Here is a 25,845-nt window from a genome sequence, read left to right as displayed (position 1 = left end):
ACATCGCCAGTTGTAAATCCATTTCGCGACGCAAACCCTTGCGGGAAAAGCCGAATTCGCATTTGCTGGGGGGTGGCAGAGCAAACCGGCAAGACAGCTTCCCCCATGGACGCGCCACTGGACGACGTTTTCATCGACGAGATCAGCTTCCCGGCGACCGACGGATATGCGCTGACAGGCACGCTGTTCCTGCCGCGCGGCGCCAAGCGCCATGCCGTCCTGATCAATTCGGCGACCGCCGTCCCGCGCAAAATCTACAAGGGCTTTGCCTCCTACCTCGCCCATCGCGGCTGCGCGGTGCTGACTTACGATTATCGCGGCATTGGCGACTCCCGGCTGCCCGCGATGGTCGGCTACAACCAGCCGAAATCGCTGGTTGGCTTCAAGGCCTCGATGTCGGACTGGGCCGCGCAGGACGTCACCGCCGCGGTGCGCTGGATGCGTGAACGCTATCATGGCCTTCCGCTCGCTTACGTCGGCCACTCCTTCGGCGGTCAGGCGCTCGGGCTGATCGAGAACAACAGCGAGATTTCGCGCGCGGCGTTCGTGGCCTCCCAGGCCGCGACCTGGCGGCTGATGACGTCGCCGGAGAAATATCGCGTCTTCGCCTTCATGAACCTCATTGGCGTGCCGCTGGTCCACGCATTCGGCTACGCGCCAGGCTGGGTCGGCATCGGGGAGGATTTGCCCAAAGGGGTGTTCCTGCAATGGGCCGATTGGGTTTCGAGCCCGCGCTATCTGTTCGATTCAAAACTGCCGGCGCTGGAGAACTTTGCGAAGTTCAAAGGCGAGCTGCGCGCGCTCTGCTTTTCCGACGATCCCTGGGCGACGCGGCCCGCTGTCGAGCTGCTCACGTCAGGTTTCACGGCGATCAAGCCGGAGGTGCTGACAGTGAAGCCGTCCGACGTCAGCGCAAAAGCGATCGGCCATTTCGGCTTCTTCCGCCCCGACCATCGCGACACGCTGTGGCGCGGCGTGGCGGAGTGGATCCAGGGGGAGTGACGTCTGGCGGCGGCATTGCCGCTCATCACGTCTTCGTTGTCTGCCAAATTGAAACTGATTTCCGCCACCGTCGTTTGCGAATGCCAAAGGGGCGGCAACGCGGTTGATCTCGTTGCGACCACACTCGACGCGACGAGGACATCATGGAACATCACTCCAGGAGCGGCGGCCCCGTCAGCGAAAGCAAGGTCCCCGAGGTCACGCTCGGCTTCTGGATCATCAAAATCGCAGCCACGACGCTGGGCGAGACCGGCGGCGATACCGTGACGATGACGCTGAACTGGGGTTATCTCGCGGGTACGTGCCTGTTCCTGGCGGCGATGGTCGTCCTCGTCGCCGCACAGATCCGCGCGCAGAAATTCCATCCAGCACTTTATTGGTCAACCATCGTGGCCTCGACCACATTCGGGACCACGATGGCCGACTTCGCCGACCGTTCGCTCGGCATCGGCTACACCGGTGGCGCGACGCTGCTGCTGATCTGTCTCGTGCTGGTGCTCGGCCTCTGGTATCGCTCCGAAGGAACTATCTCGGTCAACAGCGTCAGCAGCCCGCGGGCGGAAGCCTTCTACTGGGGTGCAATCACTTTCTCGCAGACGCTGGGGACCGCGCTCGGCGACTGGATCGCCGACACCGGCGACATGGGCTATCGCGGCGGCGCGCTGATCTTCGCGGCCGGACTCGCCGTGGTCGCAGCGCTGTATTTCTGGACGCGTGTCTCGCGCGTGACCCTGTTCTGGGCCGCCTTCATCCTGACGCGACCTCTGGGCGCGACCGTCGGCGACTTCCTCGACAAGCCGCTCGGTCAGGGCGGGCTGGCGCTCAGCCGACCATTGGCCTCCGCCGTCATCGCGGCATTCATCGTGATCTGCCTGCTGCTGATTCCACAGCGCGCCGGACAGCATCCGGGCGATCACGCAGCCGAGCGCGCCTAGCGAATGATCGTCGTCAGAGACGAGTAGCGCTTGTTCGGTTTGGCTTCCGCCGCCGAGAATTGCGCAAAGGCGTCGCTGACGCGGGTTGCCGGCGGCGTGTCGCTGGCGAAACGGAATTCCTGCGGCTTGGGCGCGTAGAAGCTGGCGCTGTAATAGGAATCGTCGAAGCGCGCCTCGCCGACCCCGAACAATGTGTCGCATGCAAACAGGAGTGCGTAGACTCCCATGACTGCTGCGACGACCTCCTTGAGAACTGACATGTTGATGCCCTGCCCTTTTGCGGCAGAATGCAGGTCGGTTCCAAACCTCTGGTTTAAGGCGCCAGGCTTCTTATCCGCACGGTTTGCCGCTCCTGAACGGATTGCAGACAACTTTATCGATCTCGAAAAGAGAGCCCGCTTGATTAGGCGTCATCAAGAATGGCAAGCTCGAATTAGAACCGTTCAAGAGACGCCGTCATGTCGCGCGCGAGCGCCAAATCTCTGCCCCAGCTGAGCCTTCGCATCGACCTCGACGGCGAGGACCGGATCGGGCCCGGCAAGATCGAGCTTCTGGAGCAGATCCGCGAACAAGGCTCGATCTCCGCGGCCAGCCGCGCCATGGACATGTCGTACAAGCGCGCCTGGGATCTCGTCGACGAGATCAACCGGATCTGCGGACATCCCGCGGTCGAGCCGCAGGCCGGCGGCAAGAACGGCGGCGGCGCCATGCTGACCCCGTTCGGCGAAAAGCTTGTCGCGCGCTACCGCAAGATCGAGCGCGACGCCGCACGCGCCGCGCACAAGGACCTGGAAGCACTCAAGAGCGACATCGTCCGTTCCCGCAAGTCCTCTTGACCGTCAATTCGGCCGCGCCATCATCTTGGGCATCGGCTGGACCAGCGCTTCGCCCAGCAGGCTCTGCTCATCCCTCGGGATCGAGAAGCGGACCTTGAAACCGTCCTCGGTCTCCAGCGTGATGATGCGCTGGGTCGTGTCGGTGGATTGTTCCAGCACCCAGGATGCCAGCGGATAGGCGTAGCGCAAGCTCTGGTCGCCGTAGCGAGCCTTCAGCGCCGCCTCGAGCAATCCGGGCAGCGTCATGATGAGAGCGCCGACCTGGTTGAGCGAGACGCTGACCGCGGCGGGATTGCCCGACACATCCTCGAAGCCCAGCGAGATCGCTCCGCCATCGGACGCTACCTCGCAGGTCGTGAGCTGCCTCACCTTGATTTCCATCGTCACGTCCCGGGAACACACTCCGCTATATCCGTCACGATATATCGACACGTCGAGCCGCGTCCAGCCGCTTTTTCTGGAATTGATCGATATCCGAGGGTCTACGAAACTCTCACATAACGCGGCGGATCAGAAGACCGGATGGTCCTTCAGCGCGGCGATCACCTGCTGGCCCGGCACGGTGAGGCGATAGGTCACCAAGGGGCGGCTCGACGGCGGCTTGCGGTCGATCTCGACGATATAGCCGCGCACCATCAGCGCTTCGAAGCTGCCATAGTAGCCGTACATGCTGATCTCTTTCTGCTTGAGCAGCTTGAACTCGCGCAGCAGGCGGATCTCGTTGCCCGAGAGCAGCGAGCGGCGCACGCGCTGGACGAAGCTCGCGCGCTGCTCGAACCAGCCCGCATCTGGCAGCTCTCGCGAAGACGGCAAGGCGTCGCGGTCGCACGGACGCGCCTCGACTTCGGTTTGCACCACCCGCTGCGACGGCAAGCTACTGCCGACCGCTTCCCTGGCATCGTCGAGCAACGCGATCGGCCAGCGCCTCTTGTTGTCGACCATGACAGGCGGCGGCACGACATTGTCGCGCACCAGCTGCTCGAAGCGGCCGGCGGTCACGCCGACATAAGCAGCCGCGCGGCGGCGGTCGACCAGACGGGCATCCCGCCCGTGCTCCAGCTCGCAAGCGATCGTCTCATTCACCCCAAAATCCCCTGCCGCATCGTTGCGGGCGCGTGACCGCGCGGGCCCGAGGGGCCCGTTGGCACATGACACTAGGGAGAACTCAGCGCTCTCAAAAGGCAGAGAATTTCGCACAGGTTGCTGCCGTTTCGGCAACAGCTATAGTGGCACCAAGGGTCCCATGCGCTTTCATTCACCTTCGATCCAGTACTTTCACGCCGTCCGTCGCACCGGCTCGATCCGAGCCGCAGCACGCCTCCTGAACGTCGCTTCCTCGGCCGTCAGCCGGCAAATTCTCAAGCTTGAACAAGAGGTTGGATCGCCCTTATTCGAGCGAACCGCGCGCGGCCTGACGCTGACTACAGTCGGCGAGATGCTGGCACGCCACGTCATGAACGTGCTGCAGGACCTCGACCGCTTCCGCTCGGATGTCGCCTCGCTGTCCGGCGCCTGGCACGGCACCATCAGCATCGCCTGTATCGAGTCCCTCACGGAGTCGGTGTTGCCGGATCTGATCGCCTCACTTCGCAGCAGGAATCGGCGTGTCAGCTTCACCACCGAGGTGATGGGATCGTCCGACGTGCTCGAAGCCCTGCGCCGGGGCGAGGCCGATATCGGCATCGCCATCGCGCTCATTCATCCGCCCGATCTGCGCCAGGTCGCATTGAAGCGGTTTCGCCTCGGGGCGCTCGTCGCCCGCGAGCATCCGCTGGCGCGCCGCAAGACCGTGACGCTGGAGCAATGTCTCGCCTTCCCCATCATTCAGGCGCTGCCGGAGCTGTCGATCTACCATTTGCTGCAGCCCTTGATCGCGCAGCGCTCCGAAACGCCGGAGCCGGCGATTCAGGCCAACTCGATCGACCTGATGCGCGAGCTCGCCGCGCGGGGCGTCGGCGTCGCCTTCCAGACCCAGCTCGGTATTATCAGGCTATCGCGCGACGCGCAGCTCGTGTTCCTGCCGCTCGACAATGCCGGCAGCCCGGTCTGGTCCGATCTCGGCATCTATGTCCGCGCCGAGCGCACCCTGCCCGCCGTCACGGACTCATTTCTCCAGGAGCTGGTGCGGGAACTGGGCGAGCGCGAGCGTCGAGAGAATGCCGCATATGCGCAAGTCGTGTGATGAGGCGTCGCAGTAGTTTCCCGGAATAGGGCTGAGGGCCGGCCATCTGATACCTTTCACGCATTATTTCCCCTCCTCCTGGCAGCGCTCCGTATCCAGACATGCCGATACGTCAGCTCACAGCTTCGCGCATCCTCCGCATCGAGCGTTTCTCGGACTTCGACGAGTTTCGCGCCAATGACGTCCTCGGCCTCGGCGTCAGCACGCCGCTGCGCCCGCATGAGGTCTCGCTGTCGCGCGCCATCCTGCCGCTCCAGGACGGGCTGTTCGTGTTCCAGCGCGCCTTCGCTCGCCGTTTCGAGGCCGAGGTCGGCACCGACCAGGGCATCGGCCTCACGGTCCCGTTTTCGTTTCACTCAATCACCAACGGCCATGAGATCGACAGCTCCGTGGTGAACGTCGTGCGCGGCAAGGTCCCGATCGATTCCCTCGCATATGGCACCAACACCTACCTGATGATGCGCTTCAACTCGGAAATGCGCCATCGCGGCTGGGCTGACTACACCAGTGGGCTTAGCTATTACCGTCCACAAGACGCGGCCATGACACGGCTGCGAACCGCGATCACGAGCATGTTCAACCTGGCCTCCAGCCTCAACGACCCCAGGGAGTTCGCCATGCTCAACCGGCCGATCCAGGAGACGCTGCTCGCCTGCCTCGACGACACACTGGTGGCGTCCGACAGTCTCCGCGCACGGCCGGGGTCGTTCGACAAGCACCGCAAACTGATCGCGCAGCTCGACGAAGTCGCGGCGACGTTCGGCAGCCGCCCGCTCTACAGCGAAGACCTCGCCGCCGCGCTCAACATCTCGGTGCGCACACTCCAGACCGCGACGCATGCGGTGCACGGCGTGAGCTTGCATCATTATCTGCGGCTCAAGCGGCTGTGGTCTACCCGCATTCAGCTCATGTCCGGCTTCTCTGGCTTGAGCGTCAAGGCCGCGGCTCTCGGCAACGGCTTCTGGCACCTCGGCGACTTCTCGCGCGGCTACCGGGTGGCGTTCGGCGAGATGCCCTCCGAGACGCTGGCGCGGAGCCGGCGTCTCTGATCAGACCAGCTCACGTCATCACGCGTGACCGTTCTCCTTGCGATGTCCATTCTCGCTGAGACGATCGACCCAGGCGATGCCGATCGCCGAGATGATGAAGGTCAGGTGGATCAGCACCTGCCACATCACGCCGGTCTCGGTGAAATTGCTGCGTGTGGTGCCGAGGTTGCCCGCCTCGATGAAAGTCCTGAGCAGCGAAATCGATGAGATGCCGACGATCGCCATCGCGAGCTTGATCTTGAGCACGCTGGCATTGACGTGACTCAACCATTCCGGCTCATCGGGATGGCCGCGCAGGTTCAGGCGCGAGACGAAGGTCTCGTAGCCGCCGACGATCACCATCACGAGCAGGTTGGAGATCATGACGACGTCGATCAACCCGAGCACGACCAGCATGATCTGCTGCTCGCTGGCGTCGAAGGAGTGCGCGACGAGGTGCCACAGCTCCTTCAGGAACAGCAGCACATAGACCGCCTGTGCGACGATGAGGCCGACATAGAGCGGCAATTGCAGCCAGCGCGAGCCGAAGATCAACCGCGGAAACAGGCCGATTGGCGGGTTCGCCAAAGGTGCTTTGGGTTCAGACGACATCAATGACTCCAGGAAGGCGAAGGCGGGGTTCAGAGGCTAGCGATGACGGGCGCGAGCTCGAGCGAGCCGCGATAGATCATCTCGAAGGCGACGTAGACGATGATGGCGAGACCGACATAGGCGATCCAGCGCTGAGTCTGCAGCACGCGGCCGAGCAGATCGGCGGCAACGCCCATCAGCGCGACCGACAGGAGCAGGCCGAAGGCCAGGATGTAGGGATGCTCGCGCGCGGCACCCGCAACAGCGAGCACGTTGTCGAGCGACATCGAGACGTCGGCGGCAACGATCTGCATCGCCGCCTGCCCGAAGGTTTTCCGGGGCGCGGTCGCACCGGTCGCGCCGCCGCCATGGCTGAACGCGAGCTGTCTGGACTGCGCGGCCTGCTCGCGCAGCTCACGCCACATCTTCCAGCACACCCACAGCAACAGCACGCCGCCGGCCAGCAGCAGGCCGATCACTTGCAGAAGCTGCGTCGCGACGCCGGCAAAGACGATGCGCAAGCCTGTGGCCGCGATGATGCCGACGACGATGGCGCGGCGGCGCTGCTCGGCCGGCAGACCGGCGGCGGCAAGGCCGATGACGACGGCATTGTCGCCGGCGAGCACGAGGTCGATCAGAACGACCTGGACTAACGCGGTCAGCGCGTCAGCCGTGATGAAGTCGATCATGTCTCATCATTCTTCGGAGCGGACGGATCCAGCCAGTGCGGCTTGCGACGCTCGATCCAGTCGAAAGCCTTTGAGCGTGACGCGCGCAGCGCCGGCACGTCCTCGGCGAGCAGCGCGAGGCCGAGCGGCAGCATCCAGACGCCGAGCACCGGCAGGAAGGACAGCACACCACCGACGACGAGCAGCGCGCCCGAGGGAATCCGGACCCAGCGGCTGGAGGGTTGCAGGAGATAGTCGACGGTGCTGGCAACGCGCGGCGGCAATCGATGGACGAGCGCGTCGAGCCGCGGGTCGCCACCGGCAGGCCTGCCACTGGCAGCCTCGAATTTCGTCCTCTGCTCGTCCGAAGCTGCGCTCATGATCACCCCTTCGCGGCCGCTTCGACCGGCTTGGCGCGCGGCAGCACCAGCGTCAGCAGGCGCAACAGCTTGATCGCCTGCACTTCGTGCGGGTGCACGTCTTCGTCCGCCGCCGCGACACGCTCCGACAGCTCGATGAGATGGGACGACAGCGGCAAGTCCGAGACCGGACGCAGTGTGTCGATCACGACATTGGCAAAGTCAGGCTCCTCGAGCCGCGCAGCGAGCTCGTCGAACATGGAGGACAGGCGGTCATCGCTGATATGCGGCGCCAGACCGCGTTCCCTGATAAAGCGGATCACCTCGTCGCGCTCGACCGGAGAGACGCGGCGATCGGCGACGGCAACCAGCGCGCCTGATATCACCAGCGCCACCGCAGCCTGCTCGTTGAAGCGAGATGGCTCGGTGATCTCGAGTTCGATGGGATTGGAATAGTTGGCGTCAGACATCGTTGCTCCCTTTGCTTGCGAAATGGCCGCACGGAGCTGCAATGGGGACGATCGGGTCGGAGAGAGCTCAAGAAGGCCCGACAATCGGCCGATCCATCGCATTCGCGCGGGACAGGTCATCCGACATCGCGAGGTTTTGCTGAGATGGTCAGCGTCCTCGCCAGAGGGGCCCGGATTCTTGTTCGCTTGAGAGATAAAGATGGGTGGGCCGTAATCAAGGCGACACGACTGCGACCAGCCGCCGCAGCGGGGTTCGGTTCCCGTCGTCATTGCGAGCGCAGCGAAGCAATCCAGGCTGCCACCGTGGAAGGACTCTGGATTGCTTCGCTACGCTCGCAATGTCGGAGAAAGTTGATCTACCCCACCCGCTCCACGAGATGCGCGCGCGATGGTGACGGATCGAACCGGTCGCCGAAATACTGCGTTTCGTGCGCCACCAATCCGTCGCGGAATTCCATGATGCTGACGACGTAGGACGGCACACCGTCATAGGTCAACACGAATTCGCTGACCCAGAGATCGCCGCCGCCGATGATCCGCCGCACCGTGAAGCGCTTCTTGTTCGGCTGCACGAAACGGCTCTCCTGAATGTTCCGGCGGCCGCGGATGCGCTCGCCGGACTGCGGATAGTCGAGCACGGCATCCTCGCGATAGATGTCGTGCTCTGCCTCGAAATCGTTTGCATCCGATGCGTCCCAATGGCGCTGCAGCGCTGCGCGTGTGGCCAGGTCATCCATCGCTACCTCCCGCCTTGTCGTTTCCGGTCTTTAAATCGGCGTGCAGTCGGCCGGCGGCAAGACCATCTAGCAAAGTCTAACAACGCCTAACGCGCCAAGGCCACGATCCGGATGCAGATTGACACTGCCTCGATCCGGAATCCGTCCGGTCGCAGCGCCGCGCTGGTCAAGCCGGGGAACCGAAATGGCACGCTTGCTGTCCGTCAATGTCGGTCTGCCGCGCGACGTCGCCTGGCAAGGCAGGACCGTCCATACCGGCATCTGGAAGGCTCCCATCGAAGGCCGGCGCAGGGTGCGGCAGCTCAATATCGACGGCGATGGCCAGGGCGATACAGCGGGTCACGGCGGCGAACAGCGTGCCGTGTACGTCTATCAGGACGAGTCCTATCGTTACTGGCAAAGACTTCTGGGGCGCTCGAACCTCGTCCCTGGTCAATTCGGCGAGAACTTCACGGTCGAAGGCCTGGCCGATAGCGAGGTCTGCATCGGAGATCGTTACAGGATCGGCTCTGCCCTGTTTGAAGTCACGCAGCCGCGCGTCACCTGCTACCGGCTCGGCATTCGCATGGAAGAACCGGATATGGCTGCGCTGCTGGTCAAGCACGGCCGGCCTGGCTTCTATTTTCGCGTGATCGACGAAGGTGACGTCGGGGCCGGCGACGAGATCATTCAGGTCGCCCGTGGACCTGAAAGCATGAGCGTATCCGAGATCAACGCGCTGCTTTACCTGCCCCCTCACCCGCGTGACCGTCTCGAACGCGCGCTGAAGATCCCGGCGCTGAGCCGTGGCTGGCGTCGTTCCTTCGAGGCGCTGCTTGGCCAGAATGCGACAGCAGGCAATGCCGGGCTCGGCCCGGCGGCGAGCCCGCCTCCGGCATGGCGCGGATTCCGGCCATTTCGCGTCGTGCGCAAGATCGTCGAAACCAACGAGGTGACGTCGTTAGTCCTCGAACCTGCGGATGGACTTGCCGGCGCTGCCGGCCTGCCCGGTCAGTTCGTCATCGTCAGGCTCGGGCCTTCCGACACGACGGCAATGACCCGCAGCTATTCGCTGTCGCGCCGCGCCGATGCGGCGTCCTACCGCCTCAGCATCAAACGGGAGCCGCACGGCATCGCCAGCACATACGTCGCCGACCAGCTCCGCCCCGGCGACGTCGTGCAACTCGGTGCGCCCCGCGGCAGCTTTACGCTGCGGCGGGACACGCGGCCCGTCGTCCTGCTCAGCGCCGGCATTGGCGTGACGCCGGTACTCGCCATGCTTCACGCTCTCGCAGCAGAAGCATCGCCGCGAGACGTCTGGTGGCTGCACGGCACCCGCAACGGCCGCGAGCACGCCTTCGCGACCGAGGTGCGCGAACTTCTGACCAGGCTTCCCCACCATCACAGCCATGTCTGCTACAGCAGGCCCGATCCCGGCGATCGGCTGGAGATGGATTTCGACAGCGTCGGACATCTGGATGCTGCCCTGCTCCGGCAACTCGACTTGCCGCAAGACGCCGACTTCTATCTGTGCGGACCCGGCCCCTTCATGAGCGACCTCACCTCGGGGCTCCGCGCGTGGGGCGTCGTGCCCGATCATATCCACACCGAGTTGTTCGGCGCCGGACCGTCGCTGACGCCGGGCATCGCAACGCCGACGAAAGAGATACGCCCGCATGTGCCGGCGGGAGCGCCGGGCCCCGGGCCCATGGTGTCCTTTGCTCGCAGCGGTCTCAATGTTCGCTGGGGACCGTCCTATGCCAGCCTGCTCGAGCTCGCCGAGACCTGCGACGTCCCCGTGCGCTGGTCATGCCGGACCGGAGTGTGCCACAACTGCGAGAGCGGCCTCATTGCCGGTGACGTCAGCTATGCGCCCGATCCGCTCGACGCACCAGCGGACGGAAATGTTCTGATCTGCTGCGCCCAGCCACACAGCGACATCGTGATCGATCTTTAAGACACAGGAGAGCCTCATGCGACCCGACATGATGCCAGGAGCGACCTTCCCGGACTACGAACTCAGCGACCACACCGGCAAGCACCGCAGGCTCTCGGAGCTGCAGGGCATCGATCCCATGATTGTCGTGCTCGGCCGCGGCGGCTTCTGTCCGAAGGACCGTCGCCAGACCGAAGGTCTGCTGCAGCTCCATCGCGAGATGGAGGTCGGCTATTGCCGGCTCGTCACCATCACCACCGATACCATCATCCAGACCAACGAATATCGAACCGGCGCCGGAGCCCACTGGCCTTTCCTGTCCGATCCCAGGCGGATCGTGCAGAAGGATCTCGACATCGCCGAATACACTGATCCCGTCCACAATCCGATGATTCCGCATGTCATCGTGCTGGCGCCCGGCTTGCGCATTCACAAGATTTACAACGGCTACTGGTTCTTCGGTCGCCCGACCGTCGAAGAGCTTCGCGCGGATCTCCGAGCCGTCAGCATGAGCTGCCGTCCGGATTGGGACATCACTGCGCCCGGATTCAAGGCGCAATGGGATCAGGGCCACAAGGAGCATTTTTATCCCTACGGCAAGACTTACGCCGAAACGCTCGGCGAATAGGGCTGAAGTGCAGGCGATTGCCGATCTGGCCCGATGAAATCGCTGAAACCGGCCGTTTATGACAGGCCGGATTCCGGCTATCTCCGTATCAAGAACGGAGACACGCTATGTACATCCCCCCGGCTTTCAGGGACGACGACATCGAGAGCATCCGCGCAACCATTCGCGCAGCCCGCCTCGCGAGCCTCGTGACGGCGACCACGGAGGGTCCGGTCGCGACACCGTTGCCGCTTTTCCTCGACGAGAACGAAGGCGAGCGCGGCGCGCTGTATGGGCATGTCGCGAAAGCCAATCCGCAATGGAAGCTGCCGCCGATCGGCGATGCGCTCGCGATCTTCTCAGGCCCCGATGCCTATGTGACGCCGTCCTGGTACGCGACCAAGCAGGAGACCGAAAAGGTCGTACCGACCTGGAACTACATCGCCGTGCATGCCTACGGCCCGGTGGAATTTTTCCAGGAGCCGGAGCGCTTGCTCGAGGTCGTGACGCGGCTGACAAGCAAGCACGAAGGCGCGCGCGCAGAGCCTTGGGCGGTCAGTGACGCGCCTGCCGACTTCATCGCCGCGCAGCTGCGCGGGATTGTCGGAGTGCGCATCCCCGTGGTGCGGTTCGAAGGCAAGCGCAAGATGAGCCAGAACCGGCCGGAGGCCGATCGCATCGGTGTCGCGCAGGGCCTCGCGGCGAGCGACAACGCCGGTGATCGCGAGGTCGCAGGCCTGATCCCGCTGTCGGATTGACGATCGACAGCGCCGCTTTACTGATCGCGGTGCCTTTGCGCGTATTCTGCGCCCCAGCCGAGGCCGAGCGTCACTGAGATGAGCGAGCCGAGCAGCACGCCGAATTTCGCCGCATCCAGCATTCTCTCATCGGTGAACGCGAGCATGGCGATGAAGATCGACATGGTGAAGCCAATGCCGGCCAAAAGCCCGATGAGGCAGACGCCGGGCCACGTCACACCTGGCGCGAGTCGGCATCCACCCGCCCGCACCGCAAGCCAGGCCGCACCAATCACGCCGATGGGTTTTCCCGCGCACAGCGCGAGCCCGATACCGAGCGCCACGAATTCCGCTCCGTCAGCAAATTTGGCGTTTCTGAGGTCGATACCGGCGTTGGCCAGCGCGAACAGCGGCATGATGGCGTAGGCCACCCAGGGATGCAGTGCCGTCTCGACGCGGATGACAGGTGGCACGATCTCGGGCGCCGCCGAGCGAACCGGCGTGATCAAGCCGAGCACAACACCTGCGAGTGTCGGATGGAGGCCGGCCATGAGGAATCCCGCCCAGACAATCACGCCCGGCAGGATATAGGCAAACGCGGAGTCGAAGCCGAGCCGTTGAAGCCCGAGCGCCAGGAGCACGCCGAGTGCTGCGACTAGAAAGCCGCTGGAATCGAGTCCGCTCGTGTAAAACAGTGCGATGATGAGAACCGCGATGATGTCATCGATAATGGCCAGGGCCAGCAAAAACACTCTGATGCCGGCGGGAATCGATCGCCCCAACAGTGCGAGCACGCCGACCGCAAAGGCGATATCCGTCGCAGTTGGGATCGCCCAGCCTTGGCCGCGACCCGCGACGGTGTTCAAGCTCAAATAGATCAGCGCGGGAACGACCACACCGCCAACGGCAGCCACCACCGGCACTGCGGCCTGATCAAACCGGCTCAGCGCCCCCTCGTGGAGTTCGCGGCGGATTTCCATGCCGACGACGAGGAAGAAGATCGTCATCAATGCATCGTTGATCCAGAAATGCAGGGATTTGACGAAGACGAATCCACCGAAGTGAAATGAGATCGGCAGGTTCCAGACCTCATGATACGAATGAGCGAAGGGTGAGTTCGCCCACAGCAGTGCGGAAGCCGTGACAACCAGTAGCATGACGCCGCTGACGGCCTCGACATGCACGAACTGCTGGAGCGCCAAGAACGCTCGCTCAACGAAAAACGGTGAGTTGGGCAGGTGCCTGCCGGGCAGCTGATCGTTCATGGGCACACGCATCCTGCGTGGCGGCCCGACCATCGCTTGACCTGTCACCGCGACATGCAGTGAGCACCCACGGCTCTTCTACACGGCGCGAGCGTTAAGACAACCCACTCCGCGCGAGCCTGCGTCGAGCAAGAGGCAGGAACCGCGACGAGCTGAGGATGGTTGATGCACCTTCATGACACTTTGCCGCACGGGAACCGCATGTGCCGCTGGATCGCACACAGGGGCGAGACCACCTCGTTCGAGCCTCACGTTACCGAGTACGAGCATTCGCTGATGGCACAGAGCGATGAGAATCTGCGCGACCTCTGCCGTCATCTGAGCTCGGCTGCGCTTCACCAGCGCTATCGCCAATGGACGCGAGCTCTATGCGTTTCGCATCGCCGTCAACGATGTCGCCAACGCACTCTATTTCCGCGAGGTTGGCGACCAGGTCATTGTCGTGTCAGAGCCGTTCGACAAGGAAACGGACCGGACGGAAGTGCCAGCGAACCACGCGCTGATCGCGCGCGCATTCGAAGCTGCGAAAATTGTTCCGTTCGACCTTGCAATTTCCAGTGGCTCCGAGGCGGAACCGGCCCCCGTCCGACGGATTATCGCCCGCAGGTAGTACCGTCGCCGGGTGGCACAATGACAATTGCTTTGGACGTTTTGAAATTGCTGCGTCTCGAATCCTCCGACAACCGACAGCATCTCGTCATTCGCTCCGCTGGCGGCCGCGGCAAGGCGGCCGACTATTCCTTCGGAATCGAGGAGGAGTATTTCCTCGCCGATCGTCATACCCTCGAGGTCGCGATCCAGACTCCGAACGAGCTGTTCGAATCGGCGAACTGGTCGACCGGCGGCCAGGCCACGCGCGAGATGTTGCAGTCCCAGCTCGAGGTGGCCACCAATGTTCACGTCGACGTCAATGACGCACGGGAAGAGCTGAGGTTCCTGCGCCGCGAGGTCGGCAACGTCGCCGCGCAATACGGCTTTGTCATCATGGCCTGCGGCACGCACCCCACGGCGGTCTGGCGCATGTCGCAGCCGAGCCCGAAGCCACGCTACGAGGAGATGATCGAGGATCTGCGCAGCATCGGCCACCGCAACATGATGTGCGGCATGCACGTGCATGTTCAACTGCCGGATCCCGAGAAGCGTATGGCGGTGTTGCGGGCGATGCTGCCGCATCTGCCGCTGTTCATCGCGCTCGCGGCATCCTCGCCGTTCTGGAATTCGCACAAGACGGGACTGAAGGGCTATCGGCTCGCGGCCTATTCCGAGCTTCCACGCACCGGACTGCCCGAGCTGTTCGAGAGCAAGCGCGAATACGACGACTATGTCGGCGCATTGCAGCGCTCCGGCGTGATCCCCGACGAGAGCCACATCTGGTGGGCGATGCGGCCGTCGATGAAGCATCCGACACTGGAGCTTCGCGCGCCCGACACCTGCACCTTCGTCGACGACGCCGTCGCCATTGCCTCGCTGTATCGCTGCCTGACGCGCCAGCTCTATCTGCGGCCCCATCTGTCGAAGCAGGTTACTGCGGTCGAACGCGCGATTGCGGTCGAGAACAAATGGCGCGCCCAGCGCTACGGCACTGATTGCATCTTTGCATCCAAGGACGGTCCGGTGACGATCTCGGAAATGCTCTCCCGAATCATCGATGACACCATTGAGGACGCTGACGCGTTAGGCTGCGCCGCCGAGATCGAGCATTGCCGCACCATTGTGGACCGCGGCAGCTCGGCTGAATTCCAGCTCCGCGCCTATCGCGACAACGGCGACGACATCGCAGCCGTGTCACGATGGATCGCTCAATCGACGATCTCAGGAGCGAGCGCGCCGATCATGCACAGTACCCAGGCGCCCCATAGCGCTTGAGGCGTCCTTCGCCTCACGCCCGCGCCACCGAGCGAGGTCGGAACACGGACTCGACAGTTGGAGCCTGCGCAGCCGCCAGCTTTCGTGCCGACCTGCGCCGCGGAATGAAGAAGCTGCTCACGACGATCGGCTCGAAATCGCCGAGTGCGGTCCGCTCCTTCACCAGCAGACTCATGACCGAGCGCATCTTGATGACCTCCTGCGCCACGAAGCTGCAATCCTCATCGCGGTTGATCTGCTCGTGCATGATCGCCTCAGCCTCGCGCATGCTGACGCGGAGCGCTCTGATGGTTCTGCGAATGTCGTTGATGCGGTTGTCCATGGCTGCCTCCATCTCGGTCGCAGCATAAGAACAAAACATGAACAAAATGTCAATCACCGCCCCGACCAATTGCGGTGTCACGCGCGATCCGTCGACGGCGCCACTGCACGTGCACTGAGACGCTTGCTGACAAATTAGACAAGTCACGCCGCCGTCCGGCAATCGCGACGTCCTCGCGCAGCGCTGTGCGATCGACGTCAGCAGCCGATCTAAGCTCCCGTGCAGCCACCGGATTTTTTCCTGGACCGGTACGCCGCACGGCGGCGCCGGGCGCGCTCGCTGCTCCGCAAATCAACTGGCCCAAAATTCGCAATGACATTGCAAGCTTGGCAATGGCGCAGAGCGGAGAACGTCATGAACGTGCATGCTGCGGGCGATCTCAAGACCACCGGCCTCACCCATCCGAACGGCGCACCGCTCCGCCTCAACGCCCAGGACTTCGTTGCGATCGATCGCGACAAGGATGCCAAGTTCGAAGCGACCTACCGTCCGCAAGCGCTTTACAATCGCGCCAACGAAGGCTTTCACGCCAACAACGAGACCTTCCTGCTCCACGAGGTCGCGACCAACCTGCCGATCTATCGCCCCGACACCGGCCCCACCGACTTCCATCTGCACCTGCCCCCCGGCGGCTTTCAGCTCGTGCTGGTCACCTCGGGCGCGTTCACCTTCGACTATGACGGGCGCTGGTACAATGTCGGCCCCGGCGCGGTGATGCTGCAAAGCGCGATCGTGCACCGCCAGCTGTTCTACACCTGGTCGGGTTTGCCAACCGAAGAGAATTTGAAGACGCCGCAGACCGTGGTGCCGGATCCGATTTCGATGGGCTATTCCGGCAAATTCCTCGAAGCCTTCATCACCGATCCCACCACCTTCCCGAACCCGACCATCGTCGGTCCGGATCAGATCAACGAAGACGAAACGCCGCGCGTGGCCTGGAGCCATCCGCTGCATGATCGTCCCACTGACGCCGGCTTCTGGCTCCAGGATCCCCTCGCGCTGGATGCGCTCTACAAGCCGCTCACCGACGGTTCGGTCAAATCGGCCCAGCAGGTTTACGTGCGCGATATCGGCATCGAGATTCCGAGCGGTCATCTCGTGACCGGCTACGTCATCGCAACTGATCCGCGTGGGCACGCGCTCCTGCCGAAGAGCACGTCTGCGACCGCGGACGCGTCGTGCTTTGCCAAGGGCGAGGTCGTGATCTATCGCGTCATTCGCGGCAGCGCCGAGTTCAAGAAGAAGGATAGCGAGCGCTTCGAGCTCTCTGCCGGCGATGTGGTGACGGCGGGCAAGGATGCGATCAGCCTCGTCGGCCTCGCCGAGAACACCCACCTGCTTCGGCTCGGTCTTCTCAAGGACATCAACGATCTTCGCAGCTGGACACCGACGCAGCGCGACGAGATCGACGGCCTGGCCAGCCAGATCATCACGCAGAGGGACATTCGTCCGCTGCGCACCGAAGGCAAACCGGTCGGGTATCTCTACGCGTAAGCCGCAAAACGCGGCCCGCCGAAGCGGGCCGCAGAAAGCTCACTTAGCGCAGTGCCCCGCCGTAGAGCTGCCGCTCCTTGCGGACCTCTTCGGCACCATAAGGCTGGCTCGCGGGATCAAACGACTTCCATCCGCTCTTTTGCCAGGCGACACTGCGGTCCCGCAAATTGACAGCGGACTCGTTCAAGATCGAATCGAGCCGGGATCGGTCGGCATCTGCGACCCGCGCCGACACCAGCGTACCCCCGCGACGAACGCCCTCGGCATAGGAGTCTGCATCCTCCCGCGAAACGCCGGCCTCGGTGAGCGCACCGACGACTCCGCCAGTCGCAGCTCCAGCGGCGGCACCGACTGCAGTCGCGGCCAGCCAGCCGGCTGCGACAACAGGTCCGAGGCCGGGGATCGCCAGCAAGCCAAGGCCGGCCAAAAGACCCGCGGTACCACCCACGCCCGCACCGATGCCGGCACCTTTTCCGGCACCTTCGGCGCGATCGTCGACGCCATCGCGATCGCGATCGACCTTCTTGTCGCTGTTGAACCAGCTGTCGGAATTGTTGGCGACGATGCTGATGTCAGAATGCGGCACGCCGGCAGCCTCGAGCCGCTGAACCGCCCGCTGGGCGTCGCTGTATTTGTCGTAAAGACGGGAAATCGTAACGGTCATGTTGATTCTTTCTTACTTGGTTGAATTGACGTTGCCTTGGAAGTCGACGCTGACCGCGGCGGCCGATCCACCCTTACTGGCCTGGCCGCGCCAAACACCCTTGTCGTCCTTCTTCAGCGCGGTGACGTTGGCATACCCGGCGTCTTCGATCTTCGACTTGGCTTGTCCTTCAGTGAAACTGTTGCGACCGGCGACCGGCGCGTCGGAGTTGTTCTTCCCCGAACTATTAACCGCGTTGTTGTTCGGTCCTGATTGCGCCGGCGGATTTTGCGCCGAAGCCGGAGCCGTCGCCAATGCCGTGGCAGCCGCAAGCAAAGAAATACAAACGAAGAGTGATGGACGTTTCATGATTGTCTCCAGAGTATAAGGAGTAAGCCAAGCCCCCATCGGAGCTTTCGTTCCTCCGTATTCGCTTCGAGACATCGCGTTCGCGGTCACAACAGGCAGCGGCTAGGCCCGTCCCTGCGTGTTGGCTAATCCCGCGGCCGGCGCCCTGGAGAGGTCAGACAAGTGTTGATATCGGCGGCGATCGTGTTGCGGTGTGCTCTCTTCAAGAGTGCATCGCGTTCTGCACCGGGTTCGAGGCGCGCGGCCTGCTCACGCAGGCTTACGGCATCGGCCGCCAAACGCTCGCCGAGCGAACTCGCCCGACGTACGCGGTTGCGCTTCTCAGTCATGACAAGTGTCCCCGCCGCGGGTGTGGAATCGACGAGATCGAGCCTGTGCGCCCTGGCGGCAAGGGCCGTGCGACCGGCGCTACCGCGCCGTCGAGCCAATCCTGCGTCTCGGCAAGAGCGAGCCAGGAAGCGTTCATGCGCCTGAATTGCCTGCGCGTCGCGTCGTCGGAAGCGCTGTCTTCCAACGTCAAGCAGCGCCCGGCGTTTTCGCGAAGGTGCTCGGACTGGCTGGATTGGCTATCCGCACTTCTCGCTGGATAGTCGGAGGTCCGCCAGGAGTTGCAGCACTCAGAACACCGCCATTGATAGACGACATCGCCGCTGGGCAGGTAAGTTGAATATTCCGGAGCCTTGGCGAGGCGCCCGCACGCATTGCAGCCCTCGGTGCCTCGCGACGGGAACAGTTGGCTTCTGTCCTGGCCCCCTCTGGAGGTCCAACGACGCTTGGCTTCGCGCCAAAGATGCAAGGGATACAGTGCAACGTTCAACGGGCGCCTCCTGTTTTTGGCGGGAGCGCGGGAACGTCTCTCGGTCACCGGTGCCTGTCAGGTCCGTGCCAGTGATACCTTGCATATGGTGCCTCGAATGACATTCGCCAGAGCGCGGCCATCAGAAGCCGGCCGGAGGCGTTGAAGCAATGATCACGACCACACCTGCTTTACCGCATCGATTGGAGTGAGGAACAAATGTCCGATCCCCCTGTTGCGTCTGCACCAGGTGCCCCGTGAACGCGCATGTCGTACCCAAGGGGGAGATTCGGCCGCGCATGGACTTGGTCGCCACGACCAACGCGACGTCCGGCTCGGCACGGTTTCGGGCGGACTATTCTCTCAACAGCTGACCGGTTCAGCGAAAGCATTCATGCGCATTCTGAAAAAACGTTCGCCGTCCCTGACGGCCACGACCCTTCTTGCCCTCGCGGAACATCCCTTCGCCTCCGCGCTCATCGCAACAGCCGGCGTGATGGCCGCGACCGCAATCGTCAATCGGCGGCTTGCCGACAAGGCACAGCGCGATAACCCGCCCCAGGGACGGTTCATCGACATCGACGGCGTCCGCCTGCACTATGTCGAGCGAGGAACCGGCCGTCCTCTGGTCCTGTTCCATGGCAATGGCAGCATGATCCAGGATTTCGAGTCCAGTGGACTGATCGATCTCGCCGCCAGGGACTATCGCGTCATCGTGTTCGATCGTCCGGGCTTCGGCCACAGCCTGCGGCCCCGCAACGTCGTGTGGACCCCAGCGGCCCAGGCCGATCTCTTCAAGGATGCGCTTGCGCATCTCGGCGTCGAGAAGGCGATCGTGCTCGGCCATTCCTGGGGAGCGTCGGTTGCGGTCTCCCTGGCAAGCCGGCACCCAGCAATGGTCGAGGCGCTGGTGCTGGCATCGGGCTATTATTTTCCGACGGCTCGCACCGATGCGATGATGGCAATGGCCGGGCCGGCAATCCCTGGATTTGGCGATATCCTCAGTCACACGATTTCACCGATCCTCAGCCGCCTGATGTGGCCGGCGATGCTGCGGCAGCTTTTCGGACCGAAATCCGTCCCGCAAAAATTCGACGGCTTCCCCAAAGCACTGGCCGTGCGTCCATCGCAGCTTCGTGCCGGCGCCGCCGAGGCAGCGCTGATGGTCCCCGCTGCAATGCTGTCTGCGAAAGCCTACGGCGAACTGGCCATGCCGGTCACCATCCTGGCCGGGGAGGACGATCGCCTGATCGACATCGACGAGCAGTCCGGGCGGCTGCATGACGAAATCAAGCACAGCAAAATGCACCGCGTTCCAAACGCAGGACACATGATCCAGCAGTCCGATACAGCCGACTTGATGGCTGCGGTCGACGAGGCCGCGGCGCAAACGCTGCATTGAATCTGGGCGCGGCGCGACTTCGAATTAGGAACGTCGATGACAGCGCCAGGTTGTGCCTTGCATTCTCCCGCCAATCAGAGGTCTTCATGTATCATCACGTCAAAAAGCTCATGTTCACAGTCCGGGTCGACGAGCCCGATCCTCGCTTCGGCAACATGCTGCTGGAACAGTTCGGCGGGGCCAACGGCGAGTTGGCGGCCGCCATGCAATATTCTATCCAGGGTCTGAATTGCGAAGACCCGGATCGCAAGGATCTCCTGATGGACATCGGCACCGAGGAACTGAGCCATCTCGAAGTCGTCGGCTCGCTTGCGCGGCTGCATTTGAAGCCCATGAAGTTCGACAGGGACGCGGCGGAAGCCGATCCTTTGATCGCGATCGCCGGAGGCGGTGGTGTCAGCCTGTGTAATTCGCAAGGCAACGCCTGGACGGCCGACTACCTCAAGATCACCGGCGAACTCGACGTCGATCTGCGCAGCAACATTGCCGCCGAAGCGCGGGCCAAGATCGTCTATGAGCGCCTGATCAACTTCTGTGACGACGCGGGCACGAAGGACGCCCTGCAGTTCCTGATGACGCGGGAAATCACCCACATGAAGGCGTTCTCGCGCGCGCTGGAAAGCATGAACAAGCCCACGTTCAGCATCGGCCGCATCGCTCCGACGCCCGGTCTCGTGGACCAGTTCTTCAATGACTCGACAGGGTCCGGCGATAACGGCGAAATCGACACACGAGGTCCCTGGAACGAGGGCGACGACTGGGTTTTCATGGAATCCCCGGCACTCCAAAGCGGCGATACCGGCGCGGCGCCGTCGATCGTTGCCGAAAGTTCGCCATCGGAGCCTCTCGTTGGTCTTGACGACCTGCTGCTCGATCAGCTGCGGGACCTTCTACACGCCGAGAAGCAGTTGACGAAAGCGCTACCTCAAATGATCGAGGCCGCACGCTACGACCAGCTCGCCGAACTGTTTACCGTTCATCTGGCCGAAACCGAAGCGCAGATCGAGCGTCTTGACGAGTGCTTCGAACAGCTCGGGAAGAAGCCGCGCGCCAAGCCTTGCAAGGGAATGCAGGGACTTGTCGAAGAGGGCGACGAAGTGATCAAGGAAGGCTCCAAGAAGGACGACGCGGCCGCGGACCTTGGCTTGATCGGCGCGGCTCAACGTGTCGAGCACTACGAGATTGCGGGTTACACGACTGCTCGCAACCTTGCGCAGCAATTGCGCCACAGCGGGGTGGTCGCACTGCTGTCGAAGAATCTGGCCGAGGAGGAGAACGCGGATCAGTTGCTCAATCAGATCGCACGTTCCTTGATGTCGGTGGCGAAAATGCCGGCTGCTATCGAGCAGAGCTTCGTCGAGGATGAGCCCGCCGGCGAATAGGTCAGCACCTGAGCGTTGAGGAGGCGGTCCCACTCCGAGGGGCCGCTGATTGCTAACACATTCCGATTTTACAAACCGCAAGGCGGTTGGAAAGGATCAGCATGACCCCGAGGATCAAGGAGCATACCTGCCCGCTGTGCAACGGCACCGGCTTTCCCAAATCCATCCAGACCGCTCACCCCGGCCGTAAAATCTATCCGATCAAATGCGAGGTCTGCCAAGGCAAGGGAAAGATCACAGACATCGAGTGAAGTGATCAATGCCTCTATCTGCCGATTTCAAAGGTGAGTTTGACCTATGCTCCTCTGCTACAGGTCTGGCCTATTGAAGCGCTTGCCCCTCCGCAAACGGGACTGGTAGTTCATAGGCGATCGAATGCGCCTGGAGCATCAGCTCGCCCGTGAGCCCTGCCGTCACCAGAACCTGCGGAAGCTGCACCGCCTGCTGCGATGGCTGGCTGCAGATCGAGGTGCGCGGCCACAAGGTGGGCAAAGGGCAGCCCTGCCCGTTCAGCGTCGCGCATCAGTGCGCGATCTATCCCGAACGTCCGCAGCATCCCTGCCGCGAATTCATCTGCGGCTGGCTGGTTGCATCGAGCCCGCTGCCGGATTGGATGCGCCCTGACCAATCCAGCATGATCATGCTCGCCGCCAATTTCCTCTGGCGCGACCTGCCGGTCGACGTCGCAGTGCCGGTCGGCGCGCAGCCCAAGAAGAAAGCGCTGGACTGGCTGACGCAGTTTTGCGCCGAGAACAGGCGGCTGCTGGTCTACCAGATCGGCGATGAGTGGTTCGCGTTCGGCCCGTCGATGTTCCAGACCGACATCGCCAGCCGTCTCGCCCGCGGCGAAACGCCGTGGGGCGATTGAAGCAAGCCCAAGGCAAGTCTTCAAACCCACTAGCCTTTTTGGCGCGAAGGCGGCCGCGTCCGCCGCAATGCGGCAGATCGCCGCGCGACACACTTTGCGAGGAATAGTTGCTCGCTAGCCACACTCCGTCGGGAAAGCGACCAGCATCATACCAATCTGATTGTATACGGTATCTGGCATACATTACCTTCCACTTTATCCCGGACCCATCTGAGAGTCCGCGGCGATAAAGGGGAAACCAATGAGGAAGGCCTTTCTGCTCGGCACAGGCTTCGCGGCCCTTTGCACAACTACAATTAGCCATCAGCTAAAAGCTGCAACCATAGATGACGTCGTTGCCCGCCTCGATGCGCTCGAGCGCAGCAACGCCAAGCTTGCAAAGGAAAACGCGCAGCTGCGCGAACGCGTCAATCACATCAGCGAGCCGAGGGCCGCGGCAACCGCTGTCGCGCCTGGGTCGCCCAAGGGCAACCCGGTTCTTCACGCAGCGGTCGCGCCCTCCCCCGTACCCGCACCGGAGCACACCGTCGTCAGCCTTGGCGGCGCGCCGCTCTACAGCAAGGCGCCTGGAAGCAATCCCTTCATCGACAACACCACGGTAACGCTCTACGGCCACGTCGACCTCTCCGGCGACATCTTCAATCCCGGCGTCTACGATCAGGGCACCAAGTTCGGCGTCGCCAGCAACCTGACCTATTTCGGGGTTCGCGCGCGGCACAACCTCGATCCGTATGGCTATCCCGGATGGGCGGCCATCGCGCAGTTCGAGTCGCTCGTCGAGGTCGCAGCCGTTCCGACCGAACGCGCCGCGTTTGGCACGCGCGACAGCTTCCTCGGCATGGAGAGTCCGTGGGGTACGATCAAGGCCGGCAAGGCCGACACGCCTTACAAGAAGGCGACGGCGAAGTTCGATCCGTTCTCGGCGACGCTCGGCGACTACAACTCGATCATGGGCAACACCGGCGGCGATCTCCGCGCCGAGTTCGATTGGCGCGCCGCGCATGCGATCTGGTATGAATCGCCGGTGTGGAACGGCTTCCAGGCCACCTTCATGATCTCGCCGGGCCAGAACACGGCGAAGGACAACAGCGACTTTGCCCTCGGCGATTTCAACTGCCCTGCGACCTCGTCGCGCGGCAGCGGCTCGGGCTTCCCGCTCACATCGGCGCCGGAGGGCTGCACCGACGGCTCATACGGCAACCTCTACAGCGCATCGCTGACCTACAATCAGGGTGGCTTCACCGGCGTCGCCGCTTACGAGATGCACGAGGGCACCAACCGAACCGGCGACGAGGCCGTGACACCGCTGAGCAACGGCGGCGTGCTCACGGTGCCTACGGGAGCGGTCGGCATCGCCAACGAGTGGGCCGCAAAGGTCGGCGCGGGCTACAAGTTCAACGACATGATCGGCAGCCTGCAGCTCTACGGCATCTATGAGATCATGCGCCGCGAGAACACGGTCGCCGCCTTCAACGAGCGATCGCGCGACGGCTACTTCCTGAGCGCGACCCAGTCCGTCGACAAATGGGACCTCAGTGCGTCCTGGGCTCACGCCAATGCCTCGCCGGGCTCGCCGGGCACGGGCGTCATCAACGCCTACCCCACCCCAGGGGTCGCGGTCTCCGCTCCGGCCGGTGCCGCCGACTTCGCGCTTAACACCGTCGACTCCAGTGCCGACCAGTACGCGCTGGGCGTGAAGTATCACTTCAGCCCGTTCGTGAGCTGGTACATGGTGGGCAGCTATCTGCGCAACGGCCCCGGCGCGCATTACTGTCTGGGTGTCAGCGGACACGGCTACGGTGTCTGCGGGCGCGATGCCAACAACAATGTCGTTGCCGGCAACAAGGCCGAAGCCGTCACGACAGGAATGACGTTCGACTTCTGATCAGAAGCAAGAAGACAGCGGGGAGCCCATCGCGGCTCCCCGTTTTTTATCCGCCCTACTCCGCCGCCTGGCGCACGTGGCGCGCGGTCGGCGTGCGCATCGTCACGAGCTCCTCCGCCGCGGTCGGATGCAACGCGATGGTCGCGTCGAAATCGGCCTTGGTCGCTTTCATCTTCACGGCGATCGCGACGGCTTGCGTCACCTCGGCGGCGCAATCGCCGACGATGTGACAGCCGAGCACGCGATCGGTCGAACCGTCGACCACGAGCTTCATCAGCACGCGGGTGTCGCGGCCCGACATCGTCGCCTTGATCGGGCGGAACGTCGTCTTGTAGATGTCGACGTGACTGAACTGCGCGCGCGCCTCGGTTTCGGTCAGACCGACCGTGCCGACCTCCGGCTGCGAGAACACCGCAGTCGGGATGTTGGAATGATCGACCTGCACCTCGCGCTTGCCGAACACGGTGTCGGCGAAGGCATGGCCCTCCCGGATCGCGACCGGCGTCAGGTTGAAGCGATGGGTGACGTCGCCGATCGCATAGATGCTGTCGACCGAGCTCCTGGAGAAATGATCGACCGCGATGCCACCGTTCTTCGGGTTGATGGCGACACCAGCGTTCTCGAGGCCAAGATTGGCCACGTTGGGATGGCGGCCGATCGCGAACATCACCTGATCGGACGCGAGGCTCGAGCCGTTCGACAGATGCGTGGTGAATTCCTCTCCGTGACGATCGACCTTCGTCACCGTGCAGCCGGTGAGAATGGTGATGCCCTGCTTTTCCATTTCGCTGCGGACATGGGCACGCACGTCTTCGTCGAAGCCGCGCAGGATGTTGTCGCCGCGATAGATCACCGTGACGTCGGAGCCGAAGCCGGCAAAAATGCCGGCGAATTCCAGCGCGATGTAGCCGCCGCCCTGGATCACGATCCGCTTCGGCAGCTTCTTGAGGTGAAACGCCTCGTTGGACGAGATCACATGCTCGATGCCGGGAATCGAGGCGCCATGATTGGGCGCACCGCCGGTGGCGATCAGAATGTATTTCGCGGTGATCTTCTTGTCGTCCGCGAGCAGGCGGACGGTGTGCTTGTCCTCGATCACGGCGCGGCTCTTGACGATTTGCGCGCCCGACTTCTCGACATTGGTCGTGTAGGCCGCTTCCAGCCGCGCGATCTCCTTGTCCTTGTTGGCGATCAGCGTCGGCCAGTCGAAGCTCGCGGGCGGAACGGTCCAGCCGAAGCCGGCGGCATCTTCCAGTTCGTGACGAAAATGCGAGCCGATCACGAACAGCTTCTTCGGCACGCAGCCGCGGATCACGCAGGTGCCACCCATGCGGTACTCTTCCGCGATCATGACGCGCGCGCCGTACCCGGCCGCGATGCGGGCGGCACGCACGCCGCCCGAACCGCCACCGATGACAAAGAGGTCGACGTCGAATTCAGCCATTATCCACCCCGACCTCTTCAACCCAAACCGCGACGCGCGTTT

29 protein-coding genes are annotated in these 25,845 nt (G+C 63.2%); 15 read left to right on the top strand and 14 right to left on the bottom strand.

Annotation, left to right across the window (positions count from 1 at the left end):
* Positions 1–105: 105 nt before the first annotated feature.
* Positions 106–1,002, top strand: coding sequence for an alpha/beta hydrolase family protein (locus tag XI06_RS10300; protein WP_237869615.1), 897 nt, complete (start codon positions 106–108; stop codon positions 1,000–1,002).
* A gap of 143 nt (positions 1,003–1,145) precedes the next feature.
* A complete protein-coding gene (locus tag XI06_RS10295) occupies positions 1,146–1,937 on the top strand; it encodes a COG4705 family protein (protein WP_271605235.1) in 792 nt (263 codons plus the stop codon).
* Here the strand turns inward: XI06_RS10295 and XI06_RS10290 are convergent.
* The gene (locus XI06_RS10290; RefSeq protein WP_237858777.1) at positions 1,934–2,197 is read right to left on the bottom strand and encodes a hypothetical protein; all 264 of its coding nucleotides are present in this window, start codon (positions 2,195–2,197) and stop codon (positions 1,934–1,936) included. The two genes, XI06_RS10295 and XI06_RS10290, sit on opposite strands and share 4 nt — an antisense overlap.
* Positions 2,198–2,395: 198 nt before the next feature.
* On the opposite strand from XI06_RS10290, the gene XI06_RS10285 reads away from it, so the two are divergent.
* Positions 2,396–2,773, top strand: coding sequence for a winged helix-turn-helix domain-containing protein (locus XI06_RS10285; RefSeq protein WP_237858778.1), 378 nt, complete (start codon positions 2,396–2,398; stop codon positions 2,771–2,773).
* A 3-nt stretch (positions 2,774–2,776) separates the two neighbouring features.
* Here the strand turns inward: XI06_RS10285 and XI06_RS10280 are convergent, their stop codons facing one another.
* Together XI06_RS10280 and XI06_RS10275 are read right to left on the bottom strand one after the other, a co-directional pair.
* A complete protein-coding gene (locus tag XI06_RS10280; RefSeq protein ID WP_237869620.1) occupies positions 2,777–3,154 on the bottom strand; it encodes a hypothetical protein in 378 nt (125 codons plus the stop codon).
* Between the two features lie 129 nt (positions 3,155–3,283).
* Complete coding sequence (locus XI06_RS10275; protein ID WP_237858780.1) at positions 3,284–3,856, bottom strand: hypothetical protein; 573 nt, start codon at positions 3,854–3,856, stop codon at positions 3,284–3,286.
* 160 nt (positions 3,857–4,016) lie between these two features.
* Between XI06_RS10275 and XI06_RS10270 the strand changes: the two genes are divergently transcribed.
* Both XI06_RS10270 and XI06_RS10265 read left to right on the top strand, forming a co-directional pair.
* Positions 4,017–4,955, top strand: a complete 939-nt coding sequence (locus XI06_RS10270) for a LysR family transcriptional regulator (protein WP_271605234.1) — start codon at positions 4,017–4,019, stop codon at positions 4,953–4,955.
* Positions 4,956–5,056: 101 nt separating this feature from the next.
* Complete coding sequence (locus XI06_RS10265; RefSeq protein WP_237858784.1) at positions 5,057–6,004, top strand: helix-turn-helix domain-containing protein; 948 nt, start codon at positions 5,057–5,059, stop codon at positions 6,002–6,004.
* 18 nt (positions 6,005–6,022) lie between these two features.
* Here XI06_RS10265 and XI06_RS10260 read toward each other — a convergent pair whose 3' ends face one another.
* The 5 genes from XI06_RS10260 to XI06_RS10240 all read right to left on the bottom strand — a co-directional run bounded on the left by XI06_RS10260 (position 6,023) and on the right by XI06_RS10240 (position 8,808).
* On the bottom strand, positions 6,023–6,595 hold the full coding sequence (locus XI06_RS10260) for a TIGR00645 family protein (RefSeq protein ID WP_237858786.1): 573 nt from the start codon (positions 6,593–6,595) through the stop codon (positions 6,023–6,025).
* Between the two features lie 29 nt (positions 6,596–6,624).
* On the bottom strand, positions 6,625–7,263 hold the full coding sequence (locus XI06_RS10255) for a TerC family protein (protein ID WP_237869625.1): 639 nt from the start codon (positions 7,261–7,263) through the stop codon (positions 6,625–6,627).
* On the bottom strand, positions 7,260–7,622 hold the full coding sequence (locus XI06_RS10250; RefSeq protein WP_237858791.1) for a hypothetical protein: 363 nt from the start codon (positions 7,620–7,622) through the stop codon (positions 7,260–7,262). The genes XI06_RS10255 and XI06_RS10250 overlap by 4 nt, the downstream gene beginning before the upstream one ends.
* A gap of 2 nt (positions 7,623–7,624) precedes the next feature.
* Positions 7,625–8,071, bottom strand: coding sequence for a TerB family tellurite resistance protein (locus XI06_RS10245; RefSeq protein WP_271605233.1), 447 nt, complete (start codon positions 8,069–8,071; stop codon positions 7,625–7,627).
* Between the two features lie 356 nt (positions 8,072–8,427).
* Positions 8,428–8,808 carry a nuclear transport factor 2 family protein gene (locus XI06_RS10240; RefSeq protein WP_271605232.1) on the bottom strand — a complete coding sequence of 127 codons (381 nt, stop codon included), beginning with the start codon at positions 8,806–8,808 and terminating at the stop codon, positions 8,428–8,430.
* A gap of 184 nt (positions 8,809–8,992) precedes the next feature.
* Between XI06_RS10240 and XI06_RS10235 the strand changes: the two genes are divergently transcribed.
* The 3 genes from XI06_RS10235 (at position 8,993) to XI06_RS10225 (ending at position 12,088) form a co-directional block, all read left to right on the top strand.
* Positions 8,993–10,744, top strand: coding sequence for an MOSC and FAD-binding oxidoreductase domain-containing protein (locus XI06_RS10235; RefSeq protein ID WP_271605231.1), 1,752 nt, complete (start codon positions 8,993–8,995; stop codon positions 10,742–10,744).
* Positions 10,745–10,760: 16 nt separating this feature from the next.
* The gene (locus XI06_RS10230) at positions 10,761–11,351 is read left to right on the top strand and encodes a redoxin domain-containing protein (RefSeq protein WP_237869633.1); all 591 of its coding nucleotides are present in this window, start codon (positions 10,761–10,763) and stop codon (positions 11,349–11,351) included.
* A 107-nt stretch (positions 11,352–11,458) separates the two neighbouring features.
* A complete protein-coding gene (locus tag XI06_RS10225; protein ID WP_237858800.1) occupies positions 11,459–12,088 on the top strand; it encodes an FMN-binding negative transcriptional regulator in 630 nt (209 codons plus the stop codon).
* Positions 12,089–12,105: 17 nt separating this feature from the next.
* Here XI06_RS10225 and nhaA read toward each other — a convergent pair whose 3' ends face one another.
* Entirely contained in the window at positions 12,106–13,332 is a 1,227-nt protein-coding gene (gene nhaA, locus XI06_RS10220) for a Na+/H+ antiporter NhaA (protein ID WP_271605230.1), read from the bottom strand.
* 630 nt (positions 13,333–13,962) lie between these two features.
* Between nhaA and XI06_RS10210 the strand changes: the two genes are divergently transcribed.
* Positions 13,963–15,198: a carboxylate-amine ligase gene (locus tag XI06_RS10210; protein ID WP_271605229.1), complete on the top strand. Its 1,236-nt coding sequence runs from the start codon at positions 13,963–13,965 to the stop codon at positions 15,196–15,198.
* A gap of 13 nt (positions 15,199–15,211) precedes the next feature.
* Here XI06_RS10210 and XI06_RS10205 read toward each other — a convergent pair whose 3' ends face one another.
* Positions 15,212–15,520, bottom strand: a complete 309-nt coding sequence (locus XI06_RS10205; protein WP_237858806.1) for a hypothetical protein — start codon at positions 15,518–15,520, stop codon at positions 15,212–15,214.
* A 354-nt stretch (positions 15,521–15,874) separates the two neighbouring features.
* Between XI06_RS10205 and XI06_RS10200 the strand changes: the two genes are divergently transcribed.
* Positions 15,875–17,014 carry a hypothetical protein gene (locus XI06_RS10200; RefSeq protein ID WP_271605228.1) on the top strand — a complete coding sequence of 380 codons (1,140 nt, stop codon included), beginning with the start codon at positions 15,875–15,877 and terminating at the stop codon, positions 17,012–17,014.
* A 43-nt stretch (positions 17,015–17,057) separates the two neighbouring features.
* Here XI06_RS10200 and XI06_RS10195 read toward each other — a convergent pair whose 3' ends face one another.
* The 3 genes from XI06_RS10195 to XI06_RS10185 form a co-directional block, all read right to left on the bottom strand.
* Positions 17,058–17,678, bottom strand: coding sequence for a general stress protein (locus XI06_RS10195; RefSeq protein ID WP_271605227.1), 621 nt, complete (start codon positions 17,676–17,678; stop codon positions 17,058–17,060).
* Between the two features lie 12 nt (positions 17,679–17,690).
* The gene (locus tag XI06_RS10190) at positions 17,691–18,026 is read right to left on the bottom strand and encodes a hypothetical protein (protein ID WP_237859413.1); all 336 of its coding nucleotides are present in this window, start codon (positions 18,024–18,026) and stop codon (positions 17,691–17,693) included.
* A 125-nt stretch (positions 18,027–18,151) separates the two neighbouring features.
* A complete protein-coding gene (locus XI06_RS10185) occupies positions 18,152–18,355 on the bottom strand; it encodes a hypothetical protein (RefSeq protein ID WP_237858812.1) in 204 nt (67 codons plus the stop codon).
* Between the two features lie 861 nt (positions 18,356–19,216).
* Between XI06_RS10185 and XI06_RS10180 the strand changes: the two genes are divergently transcribed.
* The 5 genes from XI06_RS10180 (at position 19,217) to XI06_RS10160 (ending at position 24,359) form a co-directional block, all read left to right on the top strand.
* Positions 19,217–20,224: an alpha/beta fold hydrolase gene (locus XI06_RS10180; RefSeq protein ID WP_237858814.1), complete on the top strand. Its 1,008-nt coding sequence runs from the start codon at positions 19,217–19,219 to the stop codon at positions 20,222–20,224.
* Between the two features lie 86 nt (positions 20,225–20,310).
* Complete coding sequence (locus XI06_RS10175) at positions 20,311–21,606, top strand: DUF892 family protein (RefSeq protein WP_237870025.1); 1,296 nt, start codon at positions 20,311–20,313, stop codon at positions 21,604–21,606.
* Between the two features lie 101 nt (positions 21,607–21,707).
* A complete protein-coding gene (locus XI06_RS10170; RefSeq protein WP_237858817.1) occupies positions 21,708–21,857 on the top strand; it encodes a hypothetical protein in 150 nt (49 codons plus the stop codon).
* 149 nt (positions 21,858–22,006) lie between these two features.
* Positions 22,007–22,474 (top strand): hypothetical protein, encoded by a 468-nt coding sequence (locus XI06_RS10165; RefSeq protein WP_237858819.1) that lies wholly within the window; start codon positions 22,007–22,009, stop codon positions 22,472–22,474.
* Between the two features lie 241 nt (positions 22,475–22,715).
* On the top strand, positions 22,716–24,359 hold the full coding sequence (locus XI06_RS10160) for a porin (protein WP_237890141.1): 1,644 nt from the start codon (positions 22,716–22,718) through the stop codon (positions 24,357–24,359).
* A 55-nt stretch (positions 24,360–24,414) separates the two neighbouring features.
* Here the strand turns inward: XI06_RS10160 and gor are convergent, their stop codons facing one another.
* Entirely contained in the window at positions 24,415–25,803 is a 1,389-nt protein-coding gene (gene gor, locus XI06_RS10155) for a glutathione-disulfide reductase (RefSeq protein WP_237858824.1), read from the bottom strand.
* Positions 25,804–25,845: the final 42 nt, after the last annotated feature.

It is taken from the genome of Bradyrhizobium sp. CCBAU 11434 (assembly GCF_028128895.1).
Taxonomy (GTDB): Bacteria; Pseudomonadota; Alphaproteobacteria; order Rhizobiales; family Xanthobacteraceae; genus Bradyrhizobium; species Bradyrhizobium zhengyangense.
The sequence above is the reverse complement of the archived record's forward strand: the minus strand, read 5'-3'. Positions and strand labels throughout refer to the sequence as shown.

Excerpts from the sequence above, each read along its gene's own strand:
- XI06_RS10290 (WP_237858777.1), bottom strand. The coding sequence starts at position 2,197 with ATGTCAGTTCTCAAGGAGGTCGTCGCAGCAGTCATGGGAGTCTACGCA.
- XI06_RS10255 (WP_237869625.1), bottom strand. The coding sequence starts at position 7,263 with ATGATCGACTTCATCACGGCTGACGCGCTGACCGCGTTAGTCCAGGTC.
- XI06_RS10180 (WP_237858814.1), top strand. The coding sequence starts at position 19,217 with ATGCGCATTCTGAAAAAACGTTCGCCGTCCCTGACGGCCACGACCCTT.
- gor (WP_237858824.1), bottom strand. The coding sequence starts at position 25,803 with ATGGCTGAATTCGACGTCGACCTCTTTGTCATCGGTGGCGGTTCGGGC.
- XI06_RS10190 (WP_237859413.1), bottom strand. The coding sequence starts at position 18,026 with ATGAAACGTCCATCACTCTTCGTTTGTATTTCTTTGCTTGCGGCTGCC.
- XI06_RS10195 (WP_271605227.1), bottom strand. The coding sequence starts at position 17,678 with ATGACCGTTACGATTTCCCGTCTTTACGACAAATACAGCGACGCCCAG.
- XI06_RS10210 (WP_271605229.1), top strand. The coding sequence starts at position 13,963 with ATGACAATTGCTTTGGACGTTTTGAAATTGCTGCGTCTCGAATCCTCC.
- XI06_RS10235 (WP_271605231.1), top strand. The coding sequence starts at position 8,993 with ATGGCACGCTTGCTGTCCGTCAATGTCGGTCTGCCGCGCGACGTCGCC.
- XI06_RS10270 (WP_271605234.1), top strand. The coding sequence starts at position 4,017 with ATGCGCTTTCATTCACCTTCGATCCAGTACTTTCACGCCGTCCGTCGC.
- XI06_RS10260 (WP_237858786.1), bottom strand. The coding sequence starts at position 6,595 with ATGTCGTCTGAACCCAAAGCACCTTTGGCGAACCCGCCAATCGGCCTG.
- XI06_RS10225 (WP_237858800.1), top strand. The coding sequence starts at position 11,459 with ATGTACATCCCCCCGGCTTTCAGGGACGACGACATCGAGAGCATCCGC.
- XI06_RS10240 (WP_271605232.1), bottom strand. The coding sequence starts at position 8,808 with ATGGATGACCTGGCCACACGCGCAGCGCTGCAGCGCCATTGGGACGCA.
- XI06_RS10250 (WP_237858791.1), bottom strand. The coding sequence starts at position 7,622 with ATGAGCGCAGCTTCGGACGAGCAGAGGACGAAATTCGAGGCTGCCAGT.
- XI06_RS10205 (WP_237858806.1), bottom strand. The coding sequence starts at position 15,520 with ATGGACAACCGCATCAACGACATTCGCAGAACCATCAGAGCGCTCCGC.
- XI06_RS10245 (WP_271605233.1), bottom strand. The coding sequence starts at position 8,071 with ATGTCTGACGCCAACTATTCCAATCCCATCGAACTCGAGATCACCGAG.
- XI06_RS10300 (WP_237869615.1), top strand. The coding sequence starts at position 106 with ATGGACGCGCCACTGGACGACGTTTTCATCGACGAGATCAGCTTCCCG.
- XI06_RS10185 (WP_237858812.1), bottom strand. The coding sequence starts at position 18,355 with ATGACTGAGAAGCGCAACCGCGTACGTCGGGCGAGTTCGCTCGGCGAG.
- XI06_RS10175 (WP_237870025.1), top strand. The coding sequence starts at position 20,311 with ATGTATCATCACGTCAAAAAGCTCATGTTCACAGTCCGGGTCGACGAG.
- XI06_RS10285 (WP_237858778.1), top strand. The coding sequence starts at position 2,396 with ATGTCGCGCGCGAGCGCCAAATCTCTGCCCCAGCTGAGCCTTCGCATC.
- XI06_RS10280 (WP_237869620.1), bottom strand. The coding sequence starts at position 3,154 with ATGGAAATCAAGGTGAGGCAGCTCACGACCTGCGAGGTAGCGTCCGAT.
- XI06_RS10295 (WP_271605235.1), top strand. The coding sequence starts at position 1,146 with ATGGAACATCACTCCAGGAGCGGCGGCCCCGTCAGCGAAAGCAAGGTC.
- XI06_RS10230 (WP_237869633.1), top strand. The coding sequence starts at position 10,761 with ATGCGACCCGACATGATGCCAGGAGCGACCTTCCCGGACTACGAACTC.
- XI06_RS10265 (WP_237858784.1), top strand. The coding sequence starts at position 5,057 with ATGCCGATACGTCAGCTCACAGCTTCGCGCATCCTCCGCATCGAGCGT.
- XI06_RS10200 (WP_271605228.1), top strand. The coding sequence starts at position 15,875 with ATGAACGTGCATGCTGCGGGCGATCTCAAGACCACCGGCCTCACCCAT.
- nhaA (WP_271605230.1), bottom strand. The coding sequence starts at position 13,332 with ATGAACGATCAGCTGCCCGGCAGGCACCTGCCCAACTCACCGTTTTTC.
- XI06_RS10170 (WP_237858817.1), top strand. The coding sequence starts at position 21,708 with ATGACCCCGAGGATCAAGGAGCATACCTGCCCGCTGTGCAACGGCACC.
- XI06_RS10160 (WP_237890141.1), top strand. The coding sequence starts at position 22,716 with ATGAGGAAGGCCTTTCTGCTCGGCACAGGCTTCGCGGCCCTTTGCACA.